The following is a 17814-nucleotide window of genomic DNA, read 5'->3' as shown; positions in this document are numbered from 1 at the left end:
ACGCTTCTCACCATCCCGATCATGCCCTGCTGCTCGACTATGCAACGGGGAACATGAGCGAGGATTTCTCGCTGATCATCGCGACCCATCTGGCGCTCTGCCCTATGTGCCGCCGTGAGGTGGCCACAATGGAAGAGATCGGCGGCGCTCTGGTCGAGACCAGCGACGCCCCCGCTTCTGCTGCCCAAGGGTTTGATGCGCTGATGGCCCGGCTCGCTGATGAGCCGCGCGATGCGCCACTCGTTACTGCGCCTGTGCCGGCTCCGCCGTCACTCTCCCGTTTCCCTCGACCGCTGCGGGATCGTCTGTCGGCTTTTGGCGACGAGTTGCCCTGGAGCCGTCGCGGTTCGGTCGAAACCGTGTTCCTGCCCGCAAGCGAGGATGACCACAAGGTTCGTCTGTTTCGCATCGCTCCGGGACAGGGCGTGCCCCAGCACAGCCACCACGGCAGCGAGTTGACCCTTGTCCTGGACGGTGGCTTCAGCGATGCCACCGGCCACTACCTGCGCGGCGATCTCCAGCTGGCGGACGGCGAGCTCGACCATCGGCCTGTTGCCGACGAGGGCGGGCCCTGCATCTGCCTTGCGGTCACGTCGGCCCCGCTTCGACTGACCGGCCCGCTTGGCCGCCTGATCAATCCGTTCGTACGGATCTAGGTGCAAGGCACGGTCAAGGGACGGCGCAGCAGTCTACAGGGTGGATCGCGCTTGTCGTGAACACGGCGTCGCTCTGCGGCCTTACGCCCCGGTACGAGGCTCTGCAGTTCCTGTGGCAGCGTTGCGCCGACGATGGTCTGGTGGTTCCCGGCGTTCCCTCGGACGACTTCGGCAGCCAAGAGTATGCGAGCGACAGTGAAATCAAGTCGTTCTGCGAGATCAACTACGGCACCAACTTCCCGATGCTCACGGGTCAGGCGGCGAAGCGTGACGATGCCCATCGCCTGTTCGCCTGGATCGCCCGGGAGTCGGGGTTCCTCGGACAGCCACGCTGGAACTTCTGCAAGTACCTGATCGGGAGCCACGGTCACTCGGTGGCCTTGTACTCCCGTGTCAAGGCGCCGGATTCGGCATTCTTGGTTGAAGAAATCGAACGCCAGCTCCAGGACGGCTGAGCGATCCACACCGGGGCGCTGATCCAGCATCTTTGCCGCCGCGTATCATCTTGAGCCCTGGTATGGGCGATCATGGTCGTGCTGGACATCTGCCTCCCCCGCCCCCGCTCAAGGTGTCCAGCACGCCCTCCTGCTCACGAACGCCGTAGTCGTTCAGATTGACCGACGCGTAGCCGCACCTATCAGATCCGCACTCGGTCGCCACACCGGCATTGGCTGCCCATGGGTTCCCGCCGCGCCTGCCCCCTGGCAGGTTTTGGGCCTGAGGCGTACCGGCCGGCGGCTCGGAGCATACGTGGACCTTCAGTTCGCAAAGGCCACCCAGGCGTTCAGGGTCGCAGCGATGCAGACCCATGCTAGGTAGGGAAGCATCACAAGCGATGCGAACGGCGCGACCCACCATGCCATGCGGATCGACCAGACGATGGTGCCAATCAGCGTTGCGATTTCGAGAAGTGCCGGAAACGGCGCCTGGAGACCGAAGAAGATCCAAGTCCACGCCACATTGAGCGAGAACTGCAGAGCAAAGACCCAAAGCGCCGCATTGCGCGGCTCACCGGGCCCTGCCGTCCAGATCATCCAAAGCGCGATACCTAGCAGGGTGTAGAGGATTCCCCAGACGGCAGGGAAAAACCACGATCCGGGGTTCCATGGTGCGATGCTGAGTTCGTCGTACCAGGCCATGGCCTCGGCATCGACCGGTATCCTGGCAAGGCCTGACGCCGCCATCGTGAGGGCGACAAAACCGACCAGCAAGAACCAGCGCCGCATTCTCGGCCTGCAGGCAAGCCTCTCGTCCATGGGAATGGCTGACGCCCGTCAGGCTTTCAGCGCGTCACCTTCTCAGTCTTCTTGCGACCACGCCGCAACTTCTTCGTGTCGCCCTTCATGAAATCGCGCGTCAGAAACTCGAAGTCGAGCGTGTCGTTCTCACCGGCGATGACGCGAACCCGTCCGCCGCCGACAAGATTACCGAACAGCAGTTCATCGGCGAGCGGCTTCTTGATCTTCTCCTGGATCACGCGTGCCAGGGGCCGGGCACCGAAGTTCTCGTCGTAGCCGTGGCGTCCGAGCCAGTCGCGCGCCTCGTCGGAAAGCTCGATCGTGACACCACGATCGGCGAGCTGCACCTCAAGCCCCTTGACGAACTTGTCGACCACGTGGCCAATCGTCTCACGCGACAGCGCGGCAAAACTCACGACCGCATCGAGCCGGTTCCGGAACTCGGGCGTGAACAGCTTCTCGATCGCCTCGGTGTCCTCGCCCTCGCGCCTGGTGCGGCCAAAGCCCACCGCGGGGCGCGCAAGATCGACCGCGCCAGCGTTGGTCGTCATGATCAGGATGACGTTGCGGAAGTCGATCTTCTTGCCGTTGTGATCGGTCAGCTTGCCGTAGTCCATGATCTGCAGCAGCACGTTGAAGAGATCGGGATGGGCCTTCTCGATCTCGTCGAGCAGCAGCACGACATGGGGATTCTGGTCGACGGCGTCGGTCAGCAGGCCGCCCTGATCGAAGCCGACATAGCCCGGAGGTGCACCGATCAGGCGGGAGACCGTGTGGCGCTCCATGTATTCGGACATGTCGAAGCGCACGAGCTCGACGCCCATGATGTCGGCGAGCTGACGGGCGACCTCGGTCTTGCCGACACCGGTCGGTCCTGCGAAGAGGTAGCTGCCGATCGGCTTCTCGGGCTCTCGCAAGCCGGCACGCGACAGCTTGATGGCGTCCGCCAACGCGTCGATCGCATTGTCCTGGCCAAAGACCACGGACTTGAGCTGTTCTGACAACGTCGCGAGCGAGGCCTTGTCCTGACGCGAGACGTTCTTCGGGGGGATGCGGGCCATGCGCGCGATGACCGTCTCGACGTCACGCACACCGATCGTCTTCCTGCGACGGTTCTCCGGCACCAGCATCTGCGCGGCACCGACCTCGTCCATCACGTCGATAGCCTTGTCCGGCAGCTTGCGATCGTGGATGTACTTGTCGCTCAACTCGACGGCAGCTCTGATGGCGTCGTTCGTGTAGCGGATCTGGTGGAAGTCCTCATAGCAGGGCTTCAGGCCCTTGAGGATCTTCACCGCATCCGGCACCGAGGGTTCGGCCACATCGATCTTCTGGAAGCGGCGGGCCAGCGCGCGGTCCTTTTCGAAATTGTTGCGGAACTCCTTGTAGGTGGTTGACCCCATGCAGCGCAGCGAGCCGGCCTGCAACGCCGGCTTCAGCATGTTCGATGCATCCATGGCGCCGCCTGACGTGGCGCCCGCACCGATCACCGTGTGGATCTCGTCGATGAACATGATCGCACTGGGATCCGACTCCAGCGACGAGACAACAGCCTTCAGGCGTTCTTCGAAATCACCGCGGTAGCGGGTTCCCGCGAGAAGCGCGCCCATGTCAAGCGCGTAGATGGTGCAACCCTGCAGAACGGTCGGAACATCGTTCTCGACGATACGCTTGGCCAGGCCTTCGGCGATGGCGGTCTTGCCGACGCCGGGATCACCGACGTAGAGCGGATTGTTCTTCGTGCGGCGACACAGCACCTGGATGGTGCGCTCGACCTCCCGGTCACGACCGACAAGCGGATCAATCCTGCCGGATTCCGCCTTGGCGTTGAGGTTGACGCAGTACGCGTCGAGCGCCTCGGCACCCTGCCTGACCGGCTCTTCTTCCTCCTCGGTGCCCCGCACCGTCCTGGGCTCGCTCTCGCCCGGAACCTTGGCGACACCGTGGCTGATGTAGCTCACCGCATTGAGACGGGTCATATCCTGCTGCTGCAGGAAGTAGACCGCATGGCTCTCGCGTTCGGAGAAAAGGGCCACCAGCACGTTCGCCCCGGTCACCTCGTCCCGGCCCGAAGACTGCACATGCATCGCGGCGCGCTGCAGCGCGCGCTGGAACCCGGCCGTCGGCTTGGCCTCGACGAAGCCATCGACCACCAGGCCAGCAAGCTCGTGATCGACGAAGTCTTCAACCTCGTCACGAATGCGGTCGACGTCGACGTTGCAGGCACGCATGACCGAGATCGCGTCATCATCCTCTGTCAACGCCAGCAGAAGATGCTCAAGCGTAGCGTACTCGTGCTTACGCTCGTTGGCGAAGGCCAGAGCGTTGCGCAGTGTGCGTTCCAGATTGGCCGAGAGCATGAATTCTCAGTCCTTTTCGAGGGTCGCCTGCAGAGGATGCTCGTTCTGCCGGGCATAGTCTATGACTTGGGTAACTTTGGTTTCCGCAACATCAAACGGATAGACGCCGCAGATTCCGACGCCGTGCTGATGGACATGCAGCATGATGGTCGTGGCGTCGTCAGTGTTCTTGTGGAAGAACTTCTGCAGAACATGAACGACAAACTCCATCGGTGTGTAGTCATCGTTCAACAGCAGAACCTTGTACATCGAAGGCTTCTGCGTCTTCGGACGAGTCCGTGTGACAACACCGGTTTCCGGGCGGCTGTCATCGCGGCGCTTGTCATCGCTCATGGAACGGATCGTAAGCATGTCGGCAGGTTCGATCACCGTGCGGGCATCCATCGGGACCGATCATATTGGAAGTCCCGCTTCGTTTGAAAGGGTTGACAGGGCTTGCGCCTCATTCCGTCCACGATGTCGACCGATGGCGTGGTCACGAGCCAACGGGATGACTACGCGATCGCCGTTGGAAGCGATCAGTAAATTGTTGCGATACTTTACGCTGCAGAAGAAGGCATCACCATGCGACAGAAGCAGACCGACACGCTGCTCATTTCGCGGCGCTTCGCGCTCGCGGGGACCATGGCGTTTGCAGCAACGCCGACCTTCTCCGGCCTTTCGACCAATCCCGACGTCGTTGTGATCGGGGGCCGGCGCCGCAGGTCTCAGCGCCGCCAGAACACTGATCGATCGGGGCGTTTCGATCGCGTTAGCGCATCCCACGGGAACCGATCATCTGGGACGCGATATGCTGTCCCTTGTGATGGCAGGTGTGATGGCAGGTGTGATGGCAGGAAGTCGCGTGACCATGCAGGTGACACAGATCGTGTTGGTCCTGACGCCGGTCACCGGGCTGGTCGCGAAAATGGCGGCGGTCTCTGTGACTGGCTGGATCCGCTCTCGGGCAAGATCGACAGCGAGTCCATGACCGGCTGACCAGGCGGCAAAACAAAAGGCCCGGGATCATGGCCCGGGCCTTTCGCAACAGGTACAGAACTTAACTCGTCAGGCAGCCTTCTGGCCGGCCTCGGCGATCATGTCCGACACGCGGCGGCCGATCGGCTCACCGGCTTCGGTCGCAACTTTCATCCAGGCATTCGAGAACTCGATGCCGTCGTGCATGGCGCGGTCCATCGACTTCTTGACGAAATCCTGCTGGATCTCCATCGCTTCCTGGAAGGTCTTGGCGCCGAAAATGGCTTTCTGCGTCTCGACTCCCTCGTTGATCTGGACGCGGGCGATCTCGAACATGCGGCCGTTCATGACATCAATGCCCTTCACGAAGGCATTGCCGGCCTCGACCATGGCCTCGAAATTGGCCTTCGGAAGATCGGCAACCTTTTCGAAGCCCTTGACCTCGCCGCCAGCCTTGCAGGCGTTATCGATGGCCTCACGGCCCATGGAAACGATGGTCTCGAAGCCCTTCTGGGCGGCTTCGGTGTTCGACTTCACGACGTTCTCGGCAACCTTCATGCCGGTGTCGATCGCTTCGTCAATCTGCGGAACGGCGTTCTGAGCCGTCTTGGTCTTGGTGGTGGCCATGTGAGCGTACTCCTGTCTGGTTTATGTTGCACTGCAACATTGAGATCCATATGCCCCTAAGGAGATTATGATTCAAGAGGAAATTGTGCGGCGCAGCAAATTTGTGCAGTGCAGCATTCTCAGTTTATCCAACGTGCCGTGATGCTGTCCTCGCCGACCGCGGCAGAGTAATAGAGTTCGCTGCCGCCCTGCCGCACGCCTCTGTTCCTCCCCTGCTGCCCGACGGAGTTCAGCGGCGGCAGGCTCTTGAGGACGACCGGCGGCAGCGGACGTCCGATCGGATCAAGGGCCTTCAAGGCCTGCGTGAAGGCAACCCGATCGAGCCTGTCTCTCGGATAGGCCTGGACCATGAATTGTCCGTCGAGGCAGGCAACGCTCGACCAGAAGTCGTCGTCGGACCGCAACGTCGTGCCCACTGGCGGCGATCCGTAGAAGTCGCTGGCATCAAGCGCCGTGACGAGACCGTTCATCTGATCCGGTGTGACGGCTGCGTTGGCGCTCTGGGGCTCAAGCGCGCCGAGAATGCTGCTGCCGGTTGCAACGAACGTCCCAGCGGTCGACCAGCGCTGCGACGTCAACGATGCCCCGCCGCCTGGCTGCGCGACAAAATCGAAGGTCCGGGTCTCGTTGTTGAAGTCGGCGTTGTAGATCAGACACAGGCGGTCATGGGATCCATTGACATTGTAGTCGCACGCCAGATGCAACGCAGTTTCCATACCGGTGGAGCCACCGCCGATCACGGCAACTTCGCAGCGTGCATCCGAGGACAGCGGCCCCCAGCCTTCGACCTCCAGCCCGGCACACGCGGCCGAGCAGCTGTCAACGTGGCTGTCAGCCTTGTAGATCGAGGAGTGATAGAGCTCTGCCATGGCGCGGATCACAGGATCGCAACGTGTTCGGGCAAGCGGCGATTGACAGCCAAACCGTGGGGCGCCGATAAGCACGCGATCCTTCTCCGACAGACGAAAGACAACAACGATGATTGCGCCCTTCTCCTTCGATGCGCCCGCCCCGATCACCTTCGGTGAGGGCCGGCTCGGCCTGATCGCCAAGGACGTCAAGCGCCTGATCGGCGGCCCGTCGCCCGTGCTGCTCGTTGCCGATCCCTTCCTGGTGTCATCGGGTCTTTGCGTACAGGCCGAAGCGCCGCTGACCGACGCGGGCTACGACGTGATGGTCTACAGCGAGATCCGGAGCGACACTCTGGCGTCGTCGATCGACGCAATCGTCGCCCTGGCGCGCGAAAGCGGAGCAAAATGCATCGTCGCGATGGGCGGCGGCTCCACCATGGATGCCTCGAAGCTGGCTGCGGCGCTCGCTGTCGATGGTGCCCGGGCGGAAAGCTACGCGCTCGGCGCCGAGCGGCTGCCGCGACAAGGCCTGCCGAAGATCGCCGTGCCAACCACCTCGGGTACCGGCTCGGAGGTCACCCGCACGTCCGTCTTCAGCACCGAGACCAAGAAGCTTTGGGTCTTCGGACGCGAACTCGCCTTCGATCTTGCTCTGCTCGACCCCACGGTCACGGCGGGCATGCCGGCATCCCTGACGGCGGCGACCGGCATCGATGCCTCGGTTCACGCTATCGAAGCGGCGACCAACAGGAAGCGTAATCCGATCTCCACGGCCATGGCGCTAAGCGCTGTACGCAGTCTGCGCACCTGGCTCGCGACCGCCATCGAAGAGCCCGAGAACATCACGGCGCGCGGCCACGTACAGATCGCAGCCTGCATCGCGGGCATCGCCTTTGACGTCACCGGCGTCGGCGTGGCCCACGCCATCGGCCATGCCATCGGCGAGAACTCGGGCGTGCATCACGGCCGTGCCGTGGGTCTCGCGCTCAACGCCACCATGCAGGACGCTGCCAACGTCGTGCCAGAGGCTTATGCCGGGATCGCCGCCGCGCTCGGCGCCGACGTCGCAGGACTCACAGACGAGGACGCCGCCGCGAAGGCCTCCGCAGCCTACGATGCCTGGTTGCGCGAGGTCGGCCTCAAGCTGTCGCTCGACGACCACGGCCTCTCGGTGTCCGATGCCGGCCGCATCACGGACCTGTGCTTCGCACCGCAGAACAAGATCATTCTGGCGGCCGACAGCGTCGACTACACACCGGAAAGTCTTGAGATCGCGGTCGGCCGCATGCTCGCAGCGTCCTGAGCTTCGGCTTAGCTGCCGCTGGAGTACTTCACCACCGCGCAGGGCAGATCGCGCTGGTAGAGCGCCCGGCAGCCCTCGCGCGCCTGAACCTCGGTCAGGTTGACGATGCGGGCGCGGTAGAGTGTGGAACCGCCGCTCTCGGCCGCGGTGACAACCGTCGAAGCACTTCCGCCGATGATGGCGCCGAGATAGGTCTCCGCATTGTCGAGCGCACGATAGGCATTCTCGAACTGCGAGAACGCGCCGACCTGCAGCGCCCAGAGAAGATCGTCAGCACTGCCCTGCTCGACCTGCAGGCCATCGTTGTTGCGGTCGGGCGACATAGCGACCAAGTCCTCAAAGGTGTTGCTGCCTTCGACCGAAGCGACCGCGACCGGCTCCAGTTCATCGCCTTCGAGCGCGGCGAACTTGGTCACACCCTCGCCGCGGGTCGGATGGTCGCCCGGGATCGGCACGATGCGGTCGAGATTCTCAGCGATCACGAAACCATCGGTGAACAACTCGGTCATGCGACGGTCGCGCCAGATGCGGGTCTCGCCGCCCATCACAACGGCTACAATGCGCCGGCCGTCCACGAGGGCTGAGGCCGCCAAGTTCCAGCCCGCGGGGCTGGTATAGCCCGTCTTGAGGCCGTCGACCCCGTCAACTACGCCAATCAGCTTGTTGTGGTTACCGTAGGTCTTGCCGTTGCTCTGGTAGGTCCACTCGGTGGTGGCGAAGAGATGGTAGTACTGCGGGAAGTCGCTCTGCAGACGCAGCGACAGAATTGCCATGTCGCGCGCTGTCGAGACCATGTTGTCGTCGTGCCAGCCCGAGGCGTTCGTGAATGTGGTGTTGCGCATGCCGAGCTCGCGCGCCTTCTCGGTCATCATGACGCCGAAACGCCACTCGCTGCCATCGCCCAGGCCCTCTGCGACGGTGGCGGCCACGTCGTTCGCCGACTTCGTCATTAGTGCCATGATCGAGTCATCGACGGAGATTTCCTGGCCCGCGACGAGACCCAGCTCCGACGGCTGCATCGACTGGGCGTGCACCGACACCGGGAGCATGGTGTCCATCGTGACGTTGCCGGCTTCGAGGGCCTGGAAGATCATGTAGAGCGTCATCATCTTCGTCAGCGACGCCGGATACATTGTCTTGTCCGAATTGTGCTGGTAGAGGATGTTGCCGTTGGTCGCATCAATCACGATCGCAGCGTAATCAGCCTCAGCGCGCGGGCCGGTCGCCATGAAGACGAGCGCCAACAGCGCCACGGTCGTCGACCGCATCCGCGTCATGAACGTGAAAACAAAGGAAAAAACCAACAAATCGTGTTTCATCCCGTAAGCCCCAAAGCACACCACTTGGCGAAAACACTGTAACAAATGTGGCGGATTCCTGTCTACAGGATCATTCAACAGACTGAGGAAGCCACGTGATTCAAAGCAAAGAATCGGTCATTACAACTCCTGACCCATGATCTTGACTTCCGACAGACCGGCCATCGGCCAGCGATCGAGGGTCGAAAATGCGTCCTGATAAGCCGCCCCGGCCTGCAACACCCTGGCATCAGCCTGGAACGGCCCGACAATCTGAAGCCCCGCGGGCAAGCCGTCTGCCGTGAAGCCGCACGGCACCGTCAAAGCCGGTTGGCGGGTCATGTTGAACGGATAGGTGAAGGGCGTCCACGTGTACCAGCGGTCATGCGGCCAATCCCTGGGCACCTCAAGCCCGGCCTCGAACGCCGGGATCGGCAGCGTCGGCGTGACGAGCAGGTCATAGGTATCGAAGAGCGCCGCCATCTGACCGGCATAACGACCGCGCGCACGTTCCGCGTCGGCAAGCTCGACGGCCGTATAGGTCTCGCCCTCGGCAGCAATGGTCGAAAGGCCAAAGTCGACAAAGCGACGCCGTGCCTTGCTTTCGCCACGCAGAACGGTAGCGGCAGAGCTGTACCAGATGATGCGGAACGCTTCTTCGGGCTTGGGGATGTCGAGATCAATACGCTCAACCTCCGCGCCCAGCGATGCCAACCCCTCGACGGCCTTATCGGCCAGCTTCGCGATCTCGGGATCGACACGGACGTAACCGAGGTCGGGGCTGTAGGCGATCTTGAGTCCCTTCAGCCCTCCCTCGCAGGACGCCAGATAGTCGATGTCATCATCAGCCAGCGACCAGGAATCCCGGCTGTCGGGCTTGCCGATCACGTTCAGCATCAGGGCGGTGTCGCGCACAGTGCGCGACATCGGGCCGACGTGGCTCAGCGTGCCGTAGAGCCCCGGCGGCCATGCTGCAATCCGGCCGAAGGACGGCTTGAGCGCGACGATACCGCAGAACCCGGCGGGGATGCGAACCGATCCGCCACCATCGGTACCGAAGGCCAGCGGCCCGACACCACAGGCAACCGCCGCCGCGGCGCCACCCGACGAACCGCCCGGCGTCAGGCGAATGCTCCAAGGATTGCGCGTCGTGCCGTAGAGCAGGCAATCGGTAACACCCTTCCAGCCCATTTCCGGCGTGGTCGTCACGCCGAGAAACACCGCACCCGCCTCGCGCATGCGCTGAACCGAGGGTGCGTCGTCGTTCCAGTCCTGCTTGGCTTCGACCGTCTTCGAGCCGAGCCGCGTCGGCCAGCCCTTCACACGCAGCACGTCCTTGATGCTGACCGGTACGCCATCGACAGGTCCAAGCGGCTCGCCGCGCGTCCAGCGCGCCTCGGATTCGGCAGCCATGGCGCGGGCCGTTTCATCGTCGCGGTAGCAGAAGCTATTGAGGTTGCCGTCGATGGTATCGAGAAGCCCGAGGGCCGCATCGGTCACCTCGACAGGCGAGAACCTCTTGGCTCGGAACCCATCGACCAGCTCGAGCGCACTGAGGCGCGTCAGGGTGCGGTCGCCGTTCATGCCAGTTCGAGCTCCGCCGACATGGTCATGGCACCGTCCTGGCTTTCGATCCAGAGCAGTGCCTTGTCGTCGCCGTCCGGACAACCGCAGACGAAGAACGGGTCAGGAACGAAGAGCGGCGCGAGGGCCCGATAGCGGAACCGGCGGAAGGTACGGCCACCAAGCTCGCACTCGGCGAGATCGAGCAGCAGGAGCGCCAGCATCGGACCGTGCACAACAAGGCCGGGATACCCCTCCTCATCACGACAGTAGTCGATGTCGTAGTGAATGCGGTGTGCATTGAAGGTCAGCGCCGAGAACCTGAAGAGTAGCACGGCGTCGGGCCTGGTTTCCCTATGCCACAATGCGGTCGCAGGCGGATCGACACGCCGCGCGGTCTCTCCGGGCTTGGGCGCGGCGCGAAACACAAGGTCGCGGGTTTCGACCAGCGCCGTTGCACCGCCTTGCGAGATCCTATGCTCGGTCGTTATGAACGCGAGCTTGCCAGAGCGTCCTTCTTTGCGGGCAACGTCGGCGATCGTGACCTCGCATGAGACATTCGAGCCAAGCGTGATAGGACGTTCGAACGTGAAGGAGCCACCGGCCCACATCCGTCGCGGCAAGCCGGTCTCCGGCAGAAAGCCGCCGGGAACGGTTCGCCCGTCCGCACCGATCATGGCGCTGGGCGGCGCATCCAGGAAATAGAGCCAGTGCCAGCCAGGCGGCAGGGGATTGCCATCCTGCATGACCTGCTCGTCACGATCGAAGGTCGCCGCGAGATGGCGCGCCGAGATCGCATTGATCCGGTCCGAACTCGACTTGCTCCGCCCGATCGCGTCTTCCGGCGCTGGCATCTCGGTCTCCGTCACGGTCATGGGATCTCTCCCTTTGCAAGGCACCGTTCAGTGTCACATGTTGGAGCAGCGCGCCACCGGAGTTCTTGGATTCGTGCTTGAATCGCTCGACCTGAATTATGTCATCGCGCTCGCATCGATCATCATGATCGACATCGTGATGTCGGGCGACAATGCCATCGTGATCGGCATGGCGGTGGCCGGTCTGCCCGCCGATTTGCGCAAGAAAGCGGTCGTGTTCGGCATTCTCGCCGCGACACTCCTGCGCATCTGCTTTGCCCTTGTAGTGGTCGAGCTTCTGGCCATCATCGGCCTGCTGCTGGCCGGCGGACTGCTCCTGATGTGGGTGGTCTGGAGCATGTGGCGCGAGATCCGGCAAACCGACGCACAGGCCCTGAAAGACCAGATGGCCGAACGCTTCCATGAGCAGCAGGAAGAGAGGCCGGTGACGAGCCTGCGCCAAGCTCTCACGCTGATCGTGGTTGCCGATGTCTCGATGTCGCTCGACAACGTCATTGCCGTCGGCGGCGCGGCACAGGGCGACCGGGGATTGCTGGTGTTCGGCCTGATCCTGTCGATCGCGCTGATAGCCTTCGCGGCCAACTTCATCGCGAACCTGCTGCAGAATCACCACTGGATCGCCTATCTCGGCCTCGGCGTCGTACTCTACATCGCGCTCGACATGATCTGGCGCGGCAGCGTGTCCCTGATGGGCGAGGTCGGCTTGGCGGGCCTGTCACTCACAGCCTTGGCGGTGTGATCACGCTCGGCGTCACCACGTCCAGCAGGTCCTTCTTCACCGCCTCGAGACTGGCGGCGTCGGGCGCTTCGCACCGTGCAACGAGAACAGGCTGGGTGTTCGAGGCCCGCAGCAGCCACCAGCCACCGGCGACCGATACCCGGACCCCGTCGACATCGACCACGTCATCACCACGATCGACAAGGCGCGCGCGCACCTCCTCGATCACGACGAACTTCCTGACGTCATCACAGTCGAAACGAAGCTCGGGCGTGTTGACGACCTGCGGCAGGCCGCGCCGGTAGGATGCGAGGCTCTGGTCGCGCCCGGCCAGAACGTTCAGCAGGCGTACGGCGGCATAGAGCGCATCGTCGAAGCCATAGTAGCGGTCGGCGAAGAAGACGTGCCCACTCATCTCGCCGGCGAGCGGGCAGCCGACCTCCTTCATCTTCTGTTTGATGAGTGAATGACCGGTGCGCCACATGAGCGGCTGGCCGCCGAGCCGGGCGATCTCATCGAACAGAACCTGGCTCGCCTTGACGTCGGCGATGATCGTGGCGCCGGGCTGCTCGCCCAGCAGATCCGCCGCCCAGAACGCCAGAAGCTGATCACCCCACAGCACATTGCCCTCGCCGTCGATCACGCCGATCCGATCGCCATCGCCGTCGAGCGCAATGCCGAGATCGGCCCCCTGCTCGGCCACGGCCGCGATCAGGTCCTCGAGATTCTCGGGCACCGTGGGATCGGGATGGTGGTTGGGAAACGTGCCGTCGACCTCGCCGAACAGCACTGTGTGCTGCCCTGGAAGTCCTGCGACGAGATCGCCCAGAACGCTGCCCGCAGCGCCGTTGCCGGCATCCCAGACGACCTTGAGCTCGCGTCCGGCCACCGCATCGCGCTGCACTCGTGCGACGTAGTCTACCGACAGATCGACCATGCGCGAGCTGCCGTGTTCCTCCGCTCCATCGGACGTATCGGAGGTCCGACGAGCGACCTCCTGAATCTGCTCGCCGTGGAACGGGCCGGTCCCCATCATCATCTTGAGACCGTTGTAGTCGGGCGGGTTGTGCGATCCCGTCACCATGACGCCCGCATCGGCATCCAGATGGTGAACGGCAAAGTAGAGCATCGGCGTCGGCCCCAATCCGACCCGCACGGCGTCAGCACCAGCCGCGTTGAAGCCCGTGACGAGAGCCGCCTCAATGTCCGGCGAACTCAGGCGGCCGTCGTAGCCGACGGCGATCTCGGGACGCGCCTTGCCGGAGGCCTCGCGCACCATCGCGGCAAAGGCGCGGCCTATCGCGGTCACCGCCTCCAGCGTCAGCGTCTCGCCGACGATGCCCCTGATGTCGTAGGCGCGGAAGATCGTGGGATCGATCATGTCAGGCGCCCTTTGGGCCAGAGAGATGTCCGAGCCCGACCCCGTGATATTCGAACCCGGCCTTCATGATCTCGGCAGCGCTGTAGATGTTGCGAAGATCGATCACGAGCGGCCGCCGCAGCGCCTTCTTGGCGCGGGCGAGATCGAGCGAGCGGAACTCGTTCCATTCCGTCACGATCACCAGGGCATCAGCACCCTCCAGGGCATCGTAGGTATCCTCGCACAAAACCATGCCGTCCATCAGCTTCGCGGCTTCCTCCATGCCTTCGGGGTCATAGGACCTGACCGTCGCACCACGGCGCATCAGCTCCGGCACGATGACGAGGCTCGGCGATTCACGCACGTCGTCGGTGTTGGGTTTGAAGGTCAGGCCCAGCACCGCGACGGTCTTGCCCTTGAGATCACCCATCTTGTCGGCAATCCGCTGAGCCATGGCTTCCTTGCGCCGGTCGTTGGCCTCGACGACCGCTTCGACAATCGACACCGGCGCATCGTACTCCTGCGCGGTACGCACCAGCGCCAGCGTGTCCTTCGGAAAGCAGCTTCCACCATAACCCGGGCCCGGGTGCAGAAACTTCGGACCGATCCGGCCATCGAGCCCGATGCCGCGTGCGACATCCTCCACATTCGCACCGGTCTGTTCGCAAAGATCGGCGATCTGGTTGATGAAGGCGATCTTGGTCGCAAGGAAGCTGTTGGTCGCGTACTTGATCAGCTCGGAGGTCTCCAGCGTGGTTTGCATGACCGGCGTGTCGCTGAGCGACAACGGGCGATAGAGCTCGTCCATCACGGCGCGGGCGCGATCACCAGTGCTGCCGACAACAACCCGGTCCGGCCGCATGAAGTCCTCGATCGCAGAGCCCTCGCGCAGAAACTCGGGGTTCGAGGCGACATCGAACTCGACGTCCGGACGGGTCTCGCGGATGATGCGCGCAACCTCGCGGCCAGTGCCGACCGGAACCGTCGATTTGGTCACCACCACGGTGTAGCCGTTCATCGCACGGGCGATCTCCTCAGCTGCGGCGAAGACGTAGCTCAGGTCTGCATGCCCATCGCCGCGCCGGCTTGGCGTCCCGACCGCGACAAAAACCGCATCGGTACCGGTGACGGCGGATGCAAGGTCGGTCGTGAAGTGGAGACGTCCGGCATCGGCATTGCGCGCGACCAGCAGATCGAGACCTGGCTCGTAGATCGGGATCTCGCCACGGTTGAGGCGTTCGATCTTGTCTTCCGCCTTGTCGACGCAGGTCACGTCGACACCGAACTCCGAAAAACAGGCACCCGACACGAGGCCCACATAGCCGGTGCCGATCATCGCGATACGCATGGCGGATCAATCCTTGTCAGAAAGCTCGTTCCTGACGAAGTCGGCCAGTTCGGTGCCAACATCGGGGTCGCGCAGGCCCAGTGCCAGATTGGCCTGGAGGAACCCGAGTTTAGTACCGCAATCGAAACGTGTTCCCGTGAAACGAAGACCATGGAACGGCGCCTGACCGATCATCTTGGCCATCGCATCGGTCAACTGGATTTCGTTGCCGGTCGTCGGCTTCTGTTTCTCGATGACCGCGAACAACTCGGGCAATAGGACATAGCGACCGATCATGGTCAGGGTCGACGGTGCATCCCCAGGCTCAGGCTTTTCCACAAGGCCCAGCACTTCGGCCACGCGACCATCGTCCTCGCCCACATCAAGCACGCCATATCGGTTTGTCTGCTCGCGCGGCACCTTCTGGATCGATACGACGTTGCCGCCGGTCTTCTCGTACTGGCTGATCAGCTGTCCGATGCAGGGCTCGTCGTCGACGAGAAGCTCGTCAGGCAGGAACACGGCGAAGGGTTCGTTGCCCACGGCATGGCGCGCGCACCAAACCGCATGGCCGAGTCCCAGCGGTTGCTGCTGGCGAACCGAGATGACATTGCCCGGCGCCGGCACCATCTCGCGCGAGCGGTCAAGCTCCAGCGTTTTGCCGCGCTGCTTCAACGTCCGCTCAAGCTCGAAGGCAAGGTCGAAGTGATCGTCGATGGCGTGCTTGCCGCGCCCGTTGACAAAGATGAACTGCTCGATTCCGGCTTTTGCGGCCTCATCAACCGCGTGCTGGATCAAGGGGCGGTCGAGAATGGTCAGCATTTCCTTGGCCATCGCCTTCGTCGCCGGAAGAAACCGGGTACCGAGACCGGCCACAGGAAACACTGCCTTGCGCACACGCGGATGGGTCATCGCGAAAACGGAGCCTCTGAGGCGGGAAGTGAAACCGATGTGCGTATACATCAACTGCCCTGCCGACGCTAGCAGACGCTCCACAGGAGCAGTGGCAGCCGTCACAGATCACCTCGACAGATCGCATCGCCATACAATACGTCGTGCCCGGTTCGCACAACGATCGGGCAGAGAATGGCACCACTAGGCGTAACGCAGTCGTTCATGGCAAGAGACGGGGCCAGAGCGTCGCGATCCGGCAGCGAATGGCGCTGGGGACAGGGCTGTTGAAGCGCTGATGCAGCTATGAACGAACGGTCTTTGGAGGGATCAGACATGACAAATGGTACGTTCAGTCGCCCCCTCGACAGTGTTTGCCTGTCCGACCTGCCCCCTGCGCCGAGGCCGAGAGGCTTGCGCTGATCGGCGGCAATGCCGATGGCGACTACGGTGACGGCGACGAGACCGGCGGGCCGTCAGATGACACCGAACCCGATCAGAACGATGGCGCAACCATCGCTATGACCTGGAACTGGAACGCCGAGGAGGTCATTACGGGCTACGATACCGCCAGCGATACGTTCGATTTCGACCACGTGCCGTCGCATATGATCGGCGTTTCGGAGGTCGGGGACGATCGCGTGTTCAAAATCCTGAACAACGGCGGCCACCGCGCTCGACGGCGACGGCGGGGCCGTCGACCAGCTCGTCGCACTGGGTGCCGATGACTGGATGATGTCGCTGCGGACACGGTCGGCTCGAAGCTACCGGCTCGGCCCTTCCCGCTTGCGGTCATGCCGGACGGCGGGCACCTATCGCCGGCCCGCCAGCAGCGTGTCGCGCGCCTCGTTGATCTGGCGCGCAAACCAGGGAGAGCCGCCCTTGTCGGGATGGTTCTGCTCCATAAGCACGCGATGGGCCTCTTTGACCTCCTCGACACTGGCATTCTCGGCGACACCGAGAACTTCAGCGGCCTCCCTGATGGTCATGGGACGTCCGATGCGCACCGGCTGCCCGTCTTCTTCCATGTCTTCTCCGTCATCCCGTCCCGAACGACGGCCTGGCAGGAGAATGGGGAACAGGAGCACGCCGGGGATCGCGGCGGGCAGAGGCTTGCCCATTGACAACAGGACGATGACCGCAACGGTCAGCAACGTCGCGATGATCCACTTGGTCCAGCGGATCACACGAGAGGCCGACGCATTCACCGCGATCCAAGCGAACGCCCAGATCAGGATGAGAAGTCCAGTTCCAGCAAGGAGATAGGGCATGAGCGAGAGGTGGTGCGCGCGGAGCCCCGGGACAAGCGGCTCAGCCCCGGTTGCGCATCAAGCGCTCCTTCTGGCGCTTCCAGTCACGGTCGCGCACGGCGGCGCGTTTGTCGTAGGAGTGCTTGCCCTTGCCCAGACCGAGCTCGACCTTTGCGGTTCCCCGCTTGTTGAAGTAGAGACTCAGCGGCACCAGCGTGTAGCCGGACCGGTTCGTGGCACCGATCAAACGTGAGATCTCGCGGCGATGCAGCAACAGCTTGCGCGACCGCGTGGGATCGTGGTTGTCGCGTCCCGCCGGGTCGTATTGCGGAATGTGGCAACCCTCAAGCCAGATCTCGCCGCCGCGCTCGCGGGCAAACGCATCATTGATGTTCGCCCGTCCATCGCGCAACGACTTCACCTCGGTGCCGGCCAGAACGATTCCGGCCTCAAAGCGATCCTCAATGAAGTAATCGCGTAACGCCTTACGGTTCCGGGCGACATTGCCGCCCGTTAGCGCTTCTTTTCTGGCCATCGCGT

Annotated in this window: 18 protein-coding genes; 5 read left to right on the top strand and 13 right to left on the bottom strand. The window is 63.1% G+C overall.

What is annotated here, in order from left to right; all coding sequences use genetic code 11:
* Positions 1-53 precede the first annotated feature (53 nt).
* Together GDA49_13975 and GDA49_13970 are read left to right on the top strand one after the other, a co-directional pair.
* Positions 54-656 (top strand): cupin domain-containing protein, encoded by a 603-nt coding sequence (locus tag GDA49_13975; protein ID MBC6441480.1) that lies wholly within the window; start codon positions 54-56, stop codon positions 654-656.
* A 56-nt stretch (positions 657-712) separates the two neighbouring features.
* Entirely contained in the window at positions 713-1111 is a 399-nt protein-coding gene (locus tag GDA49_13970; protein ID MBC6441479.1) for a glutathione peroxidase, read from the top strand.
* Positions 1112-1414: 303 nt separating this feature from the next.
* On the opposite strand, the gene GDA49_13965 is transcribed toward GDA49_13970, so the two are convergent.
* The 5 genes from GDA49_13965 to GDA49_13945 all read right to left on the bottom strand — a co-directional run bounded on the left by GDA49_13965 (position 1415) and on the right by GDA49_13945 (position 6707).
* Entirely contained in the window at positions 1415-1882 is a 468-nt protein-coding gene (locus tag GDA49_13965) for a tryptophan-rich sensory protein (GenBank protein MBC6441478.1), read from the bottom strand.
* Positions 1883-1938: 56 nt separating this feature from the next.
* Positions 1939-4254, bottom strand: a complete 2316-nt coding sequence (clpA, locus tag GDA49_13960; GenBank protein MBC6441477.1) for an ATP-dependent Clp protease ATP-binding subunit ClpA — start codon at positions 4252-4254, stop codon at positions 1939-1941.
* A 6-nt stretch (positions 4255-4260) separates the two neighbouring features.
* On the bottom strand, positions 4261-4587 hold the full coding sequence (gene clpS, locus GDA49_13955) for an ATP-dependent Clp protease adapter ClpS (protein ID MBC6441476.1): 327 nt from the start codon (positions 4585-4587) through the stop codon (positions 4261-4263).
* A 714-nt stretch (positions 4588-5301) separates the two neighbouring features.
* Complete coding sequence (locus GDA49_13950; GenBank protein ID MBC6441475.1) at positions 5302-5838, bottom strand: phasin family protein; 537 nt, start codon at positions 5836-5838, stop codon at positions 5302-5304.
* A gap of 119 nt (positions 5839-5957) precedes the next feature.
* Positions 5958-6707 (bottom strand): hypothetical protein, encoded by a 750-nt coding sequence (locus GDA49_13945; protein MBC6441474.1) that lies wholly within the window; start codon positions 6705-6707, stop codon positions 5958-5960.
* A 109-nt stretch (positions 6708-6816) separates the two neighbouring features.
* Here GDA49_13945 and GDA49_13940 point away from each other — a divergent pair, with 109 nt between their 5' ends.
* Entirely contained in the window at positions 6817-7992 is a 1176-nt protein-coding gene (locus GDA49_13940; protein MBC6441473.1) for an iron-containing alcohol dehydrogenase, read from the top strand.
* An 8-nt stretch (positions 7993-8000) separates the two neighbouring features.
* On the opposite strand, the gene GDA49_13935 is transcribed toward GDA49_13940, so the two are convergent.
* The 3 genes from GDA49_13935 to GDA49_13925 form a co-directional block, all read right to left on the bottom strand.
* The gene (locus GDA49_13935) at positions 8001-9269 is read right to left on the bottom strand and encodes a D-alanyl-D-alanine carboxypeptidase (protein MBC6441472.1); all 1269 of its coding nucleotides are present in this window, start codon (positions 9267-9269) and stop codon (positions 8001-8003) included.
* Between the two features lie 162 nt (positions 9270-9431).
* The gene (locus tag GDA49_13930; protein ID MBC6441471.1) at positions 9432-10874 is read right to left on the bottom strand and encodes an amidase; all 1443 of its coding nucleotides are present in this window, start codon (positions 10872-10874) and stop codon (positions 9432-9434) included.
* A complete protein-coding gene (locus tag GDA49_13925; GenBank protein ID MBC6441470.1) occupies positions 10871-11707 on the bottom strand; it encodes a MaoC family dehydratase N-terminal domain-containing protein in 837 nt (278 codons plus the stop codon). Before GDA49_13925 ends, GDA49_13930 begins: the two co-directional genes overlap by 4 nt.
* Positions 11708-11765: 58 nt before the next feature.
* On the opposite strand from GDA49_13925, the gene GDA49_13920 reads away from it, so the two are divergent.
* Positions 11766-12467, top strand: coding sequence for a YjbE family putative metal transport protein (locus GDA49_13920; GenBank protein ID MBC6441469.1), 702 nt, complete (start codon positions 11766-11768; stop codon positions 12465-12467).
* Here GDA49_13920 and GDA49_13915 read toward each other — a convergent pair.
* The 3 genes from GDA49_13915 to galU are packed head-to-tail and all read right to left on the bottom strand — an operon-like array spanning position 12448 to position 16045.
* Positions 12448-13827 carry a phosphomannomutase/phosphoglucomutase gene (locus GDA49_13915; protein ID MBC6441468.1) on the bottom strand — a complete coding sequence of 460 codons (1380 nt, stop codon included), beginning with the start codon at positions 13825-13827 and terminating at the stop codon, positions 12448-12450. The genes GDA49_13920 and GDA49_13915 overlap by 20 nt on opposite strands.
* Before the next feature lies 1 nt (position 13828).
* Complete coding sequence (locus GDA49_13910) at positions 13829-15154, bottom strand: UDP-glucose/GDP-mannose dehydrogenase family protein (GenBank protein ID MBC6441467.1); 1326 nt, start codon at positions 15152-15154, stop codon at positions 13829-13831.
* 6 nt (positions 15155-15160) lie between these two features.
* Positions 15161-16045, bottom strand: coding sequence for a UTP--glucose-1-phosphate uridylyltransferase GalU (gene galU, locus GDA49_13905; GenBank protein MBC6441466.1), 885 nt, complete (start codon positions 16043-16045; stop codon positions 15161-15163).
* Between the two features lie 353 nt (positions 16046-16398).
* Between galU and GDA49_13900 the strand changes: the two genes are divergently transcribed.
* The gene (locus GDA49_13900) at positions 16399-16752 is read left to right on the top strand and encodes a hypothetical protein (protein MBC6441465.1); all 354 of its coding nucleotides are present in this window, start codon (positions 16399-16401) and stop codon (positions 16750-16752) included.
* 84 nt (positions 16753-16836) lie between these two features.
* Here GDA49_13900 and GDA49_13895 read toward each other — a convergent pair whose 3' ends face one another.
* Both GDA49_13895 and smpB read right to left on the bottom strand, forming a co-directional pair.
* A complete protein-coding gene (locus GDA49_13895) occupies positions 16837-17295 on the bottom strand; it encodes a DnaJ domain-containing protein (protein ID MBC6441464.1) in 459 nt (152 codons plus the stop codon).
* 40 nt (positions 17296-17335) lie between these two features.
* Positions 17336-17809, bottom strand: coding sequence for an SsrA-binding protein SmpB (smpB, locus tag GDA49_13890; protein ID MBC6441463.1), 474 nt, complete (start codon positions 17807-17809; stop codon positions 17336-17338).
* Between the last annotated feature and the right edge of the window lie 5 nt (positions 17810-17814).

Source organism: Rhodospirillales bacterium (genome assembly GCA_014323865.1).
GTDB lineage: Bacteria > Pseudomonadota > Alphaproteobacteria > SP197 > SP197 > SP197.
Note: the sequence above shows the minus strand (reverse complement) of the source record. Positions and strands in the feature narration are given on the sequence as shown.

What these genes read in the sequence shown, in the direction of transcription:
- smpB (MBC6441463.1), bottom strand. Translation starts at nt 17,809, where the DNA reads ATGGCCAGAAAAGAAGCGCTAACGGGCGGCAATGTCGCCCGGAACCGT.
- clpS (MBC6441476.1), bottom strand. Translation starts at nt 4,587, where the DNA reads ATGAGCGATGACAAGCGCCGCGATGACAGCCGCCCGGAAACCGGTGTT.
- GDA49_13895 (MBC6441464.1), bottom strand. Translation starts at nt 17,295, where the DNA reads ATGCCCTATCTCCTTGCTGGAACTGGACTTCTCATCCTGATCTGGGCG.
- GDA49_13925 (MBC6441470.1), bottom strand. Translation starts at nt 11,707, where the DNA reads ATGCCAGCGCCGGAAGACGCGATCGGGCGGAGCAAGTCGAGTTCGGAC.
- GDA49_13975 (MBC6441480.1), top strand. Translation starts at nt 54, where the DNA reads ATGAGCGAGGATTTCTCGCTGATCATCGCGACCCATCTGGCGCTCTGC.
- GDA49_13930 (MBC6441471.1), bottom strand. Translation starts at nt 10,874, where the DNA reads ATGAACGGCGACCGCACCCTGACGCGCCTCAGTGCGCTCGAGCTGGTC.
- GDA49_13940 (MBC6441473.1), top strand. Translation starts at nt 6,817, where the DNA reads ATGATTGCGCCCTTCTCCTTCGATGCGCCCGCCCCGATCACCTTCGGT.
- GDA49_13945 (MBC6441474.1), bottom strand. Translation starts at nt 6,707, where the DNA reads ATGGCAGAGCTCTATCACTCCTCGATCTACAAGGCTGACAGCCACGTT.
- GDA49_13915 (MBC6441468.1), bottom strand. Translation starts at nt 13,827, where the DNA reads ATGATCGATCCCACGATCTTCCGCGCCTACGACATCAGGGGCATCGTC.
- GDA49_13965 (MBC6441478.1), bottom strand. Translation starts at nt 1,882, where the DNA reads ATGCGGCGCTGGTTCTTGCTGGTCGGTTTTGTCGCCCTCACGATGGCG.
- GDA49_13920 (MBC6441469.1), top strand. Translation starts at nt 11,766, where the DNA reads ATGTTGGAGCAGCGCGCCACCGGAGTTCTTGGATTCGTGCTTGAATCG.
- GDA49_13910 (MBC6441467.1), bottom strand. Translation starts at nt 15,154, where the DNA reads ATGCGTATCGCGATGATCGGCACCGGCTATGTGGGCCTCGTGTCGGGT.
- GDA49_13935 (MBC6441472.1), bottom strand. Translation starts at nt 9,269, where the DNA reads ATGACGCGGATGCGGTCGACGACCGTGGCGCTGTTGGCGCTCGTCTTC.
- clpA (MBC6441477.1), bottom strand. Translation starts at nt 4,254, where the DNA reads ATGCTCTCGGCCAATCTGGAACGCACACTGCGCAACGCTCTGGCCTTC.
- GDA49_13950 (MBC6441475.1), bottom strand. Translation starts at nt 5,838, where the DNA reads ATGGCCACCACCAAGACCAAGACGGCTCAGAACGCCGTTCCGCAGATT.
- galU (MBC6441466.1), bottom strand. Translation starts at nt 16,045, where the DNA reads ATGACCCATCCGCGTGTGCGCAAGGCAGTGTTTCCTGTGGCCGGTCTC.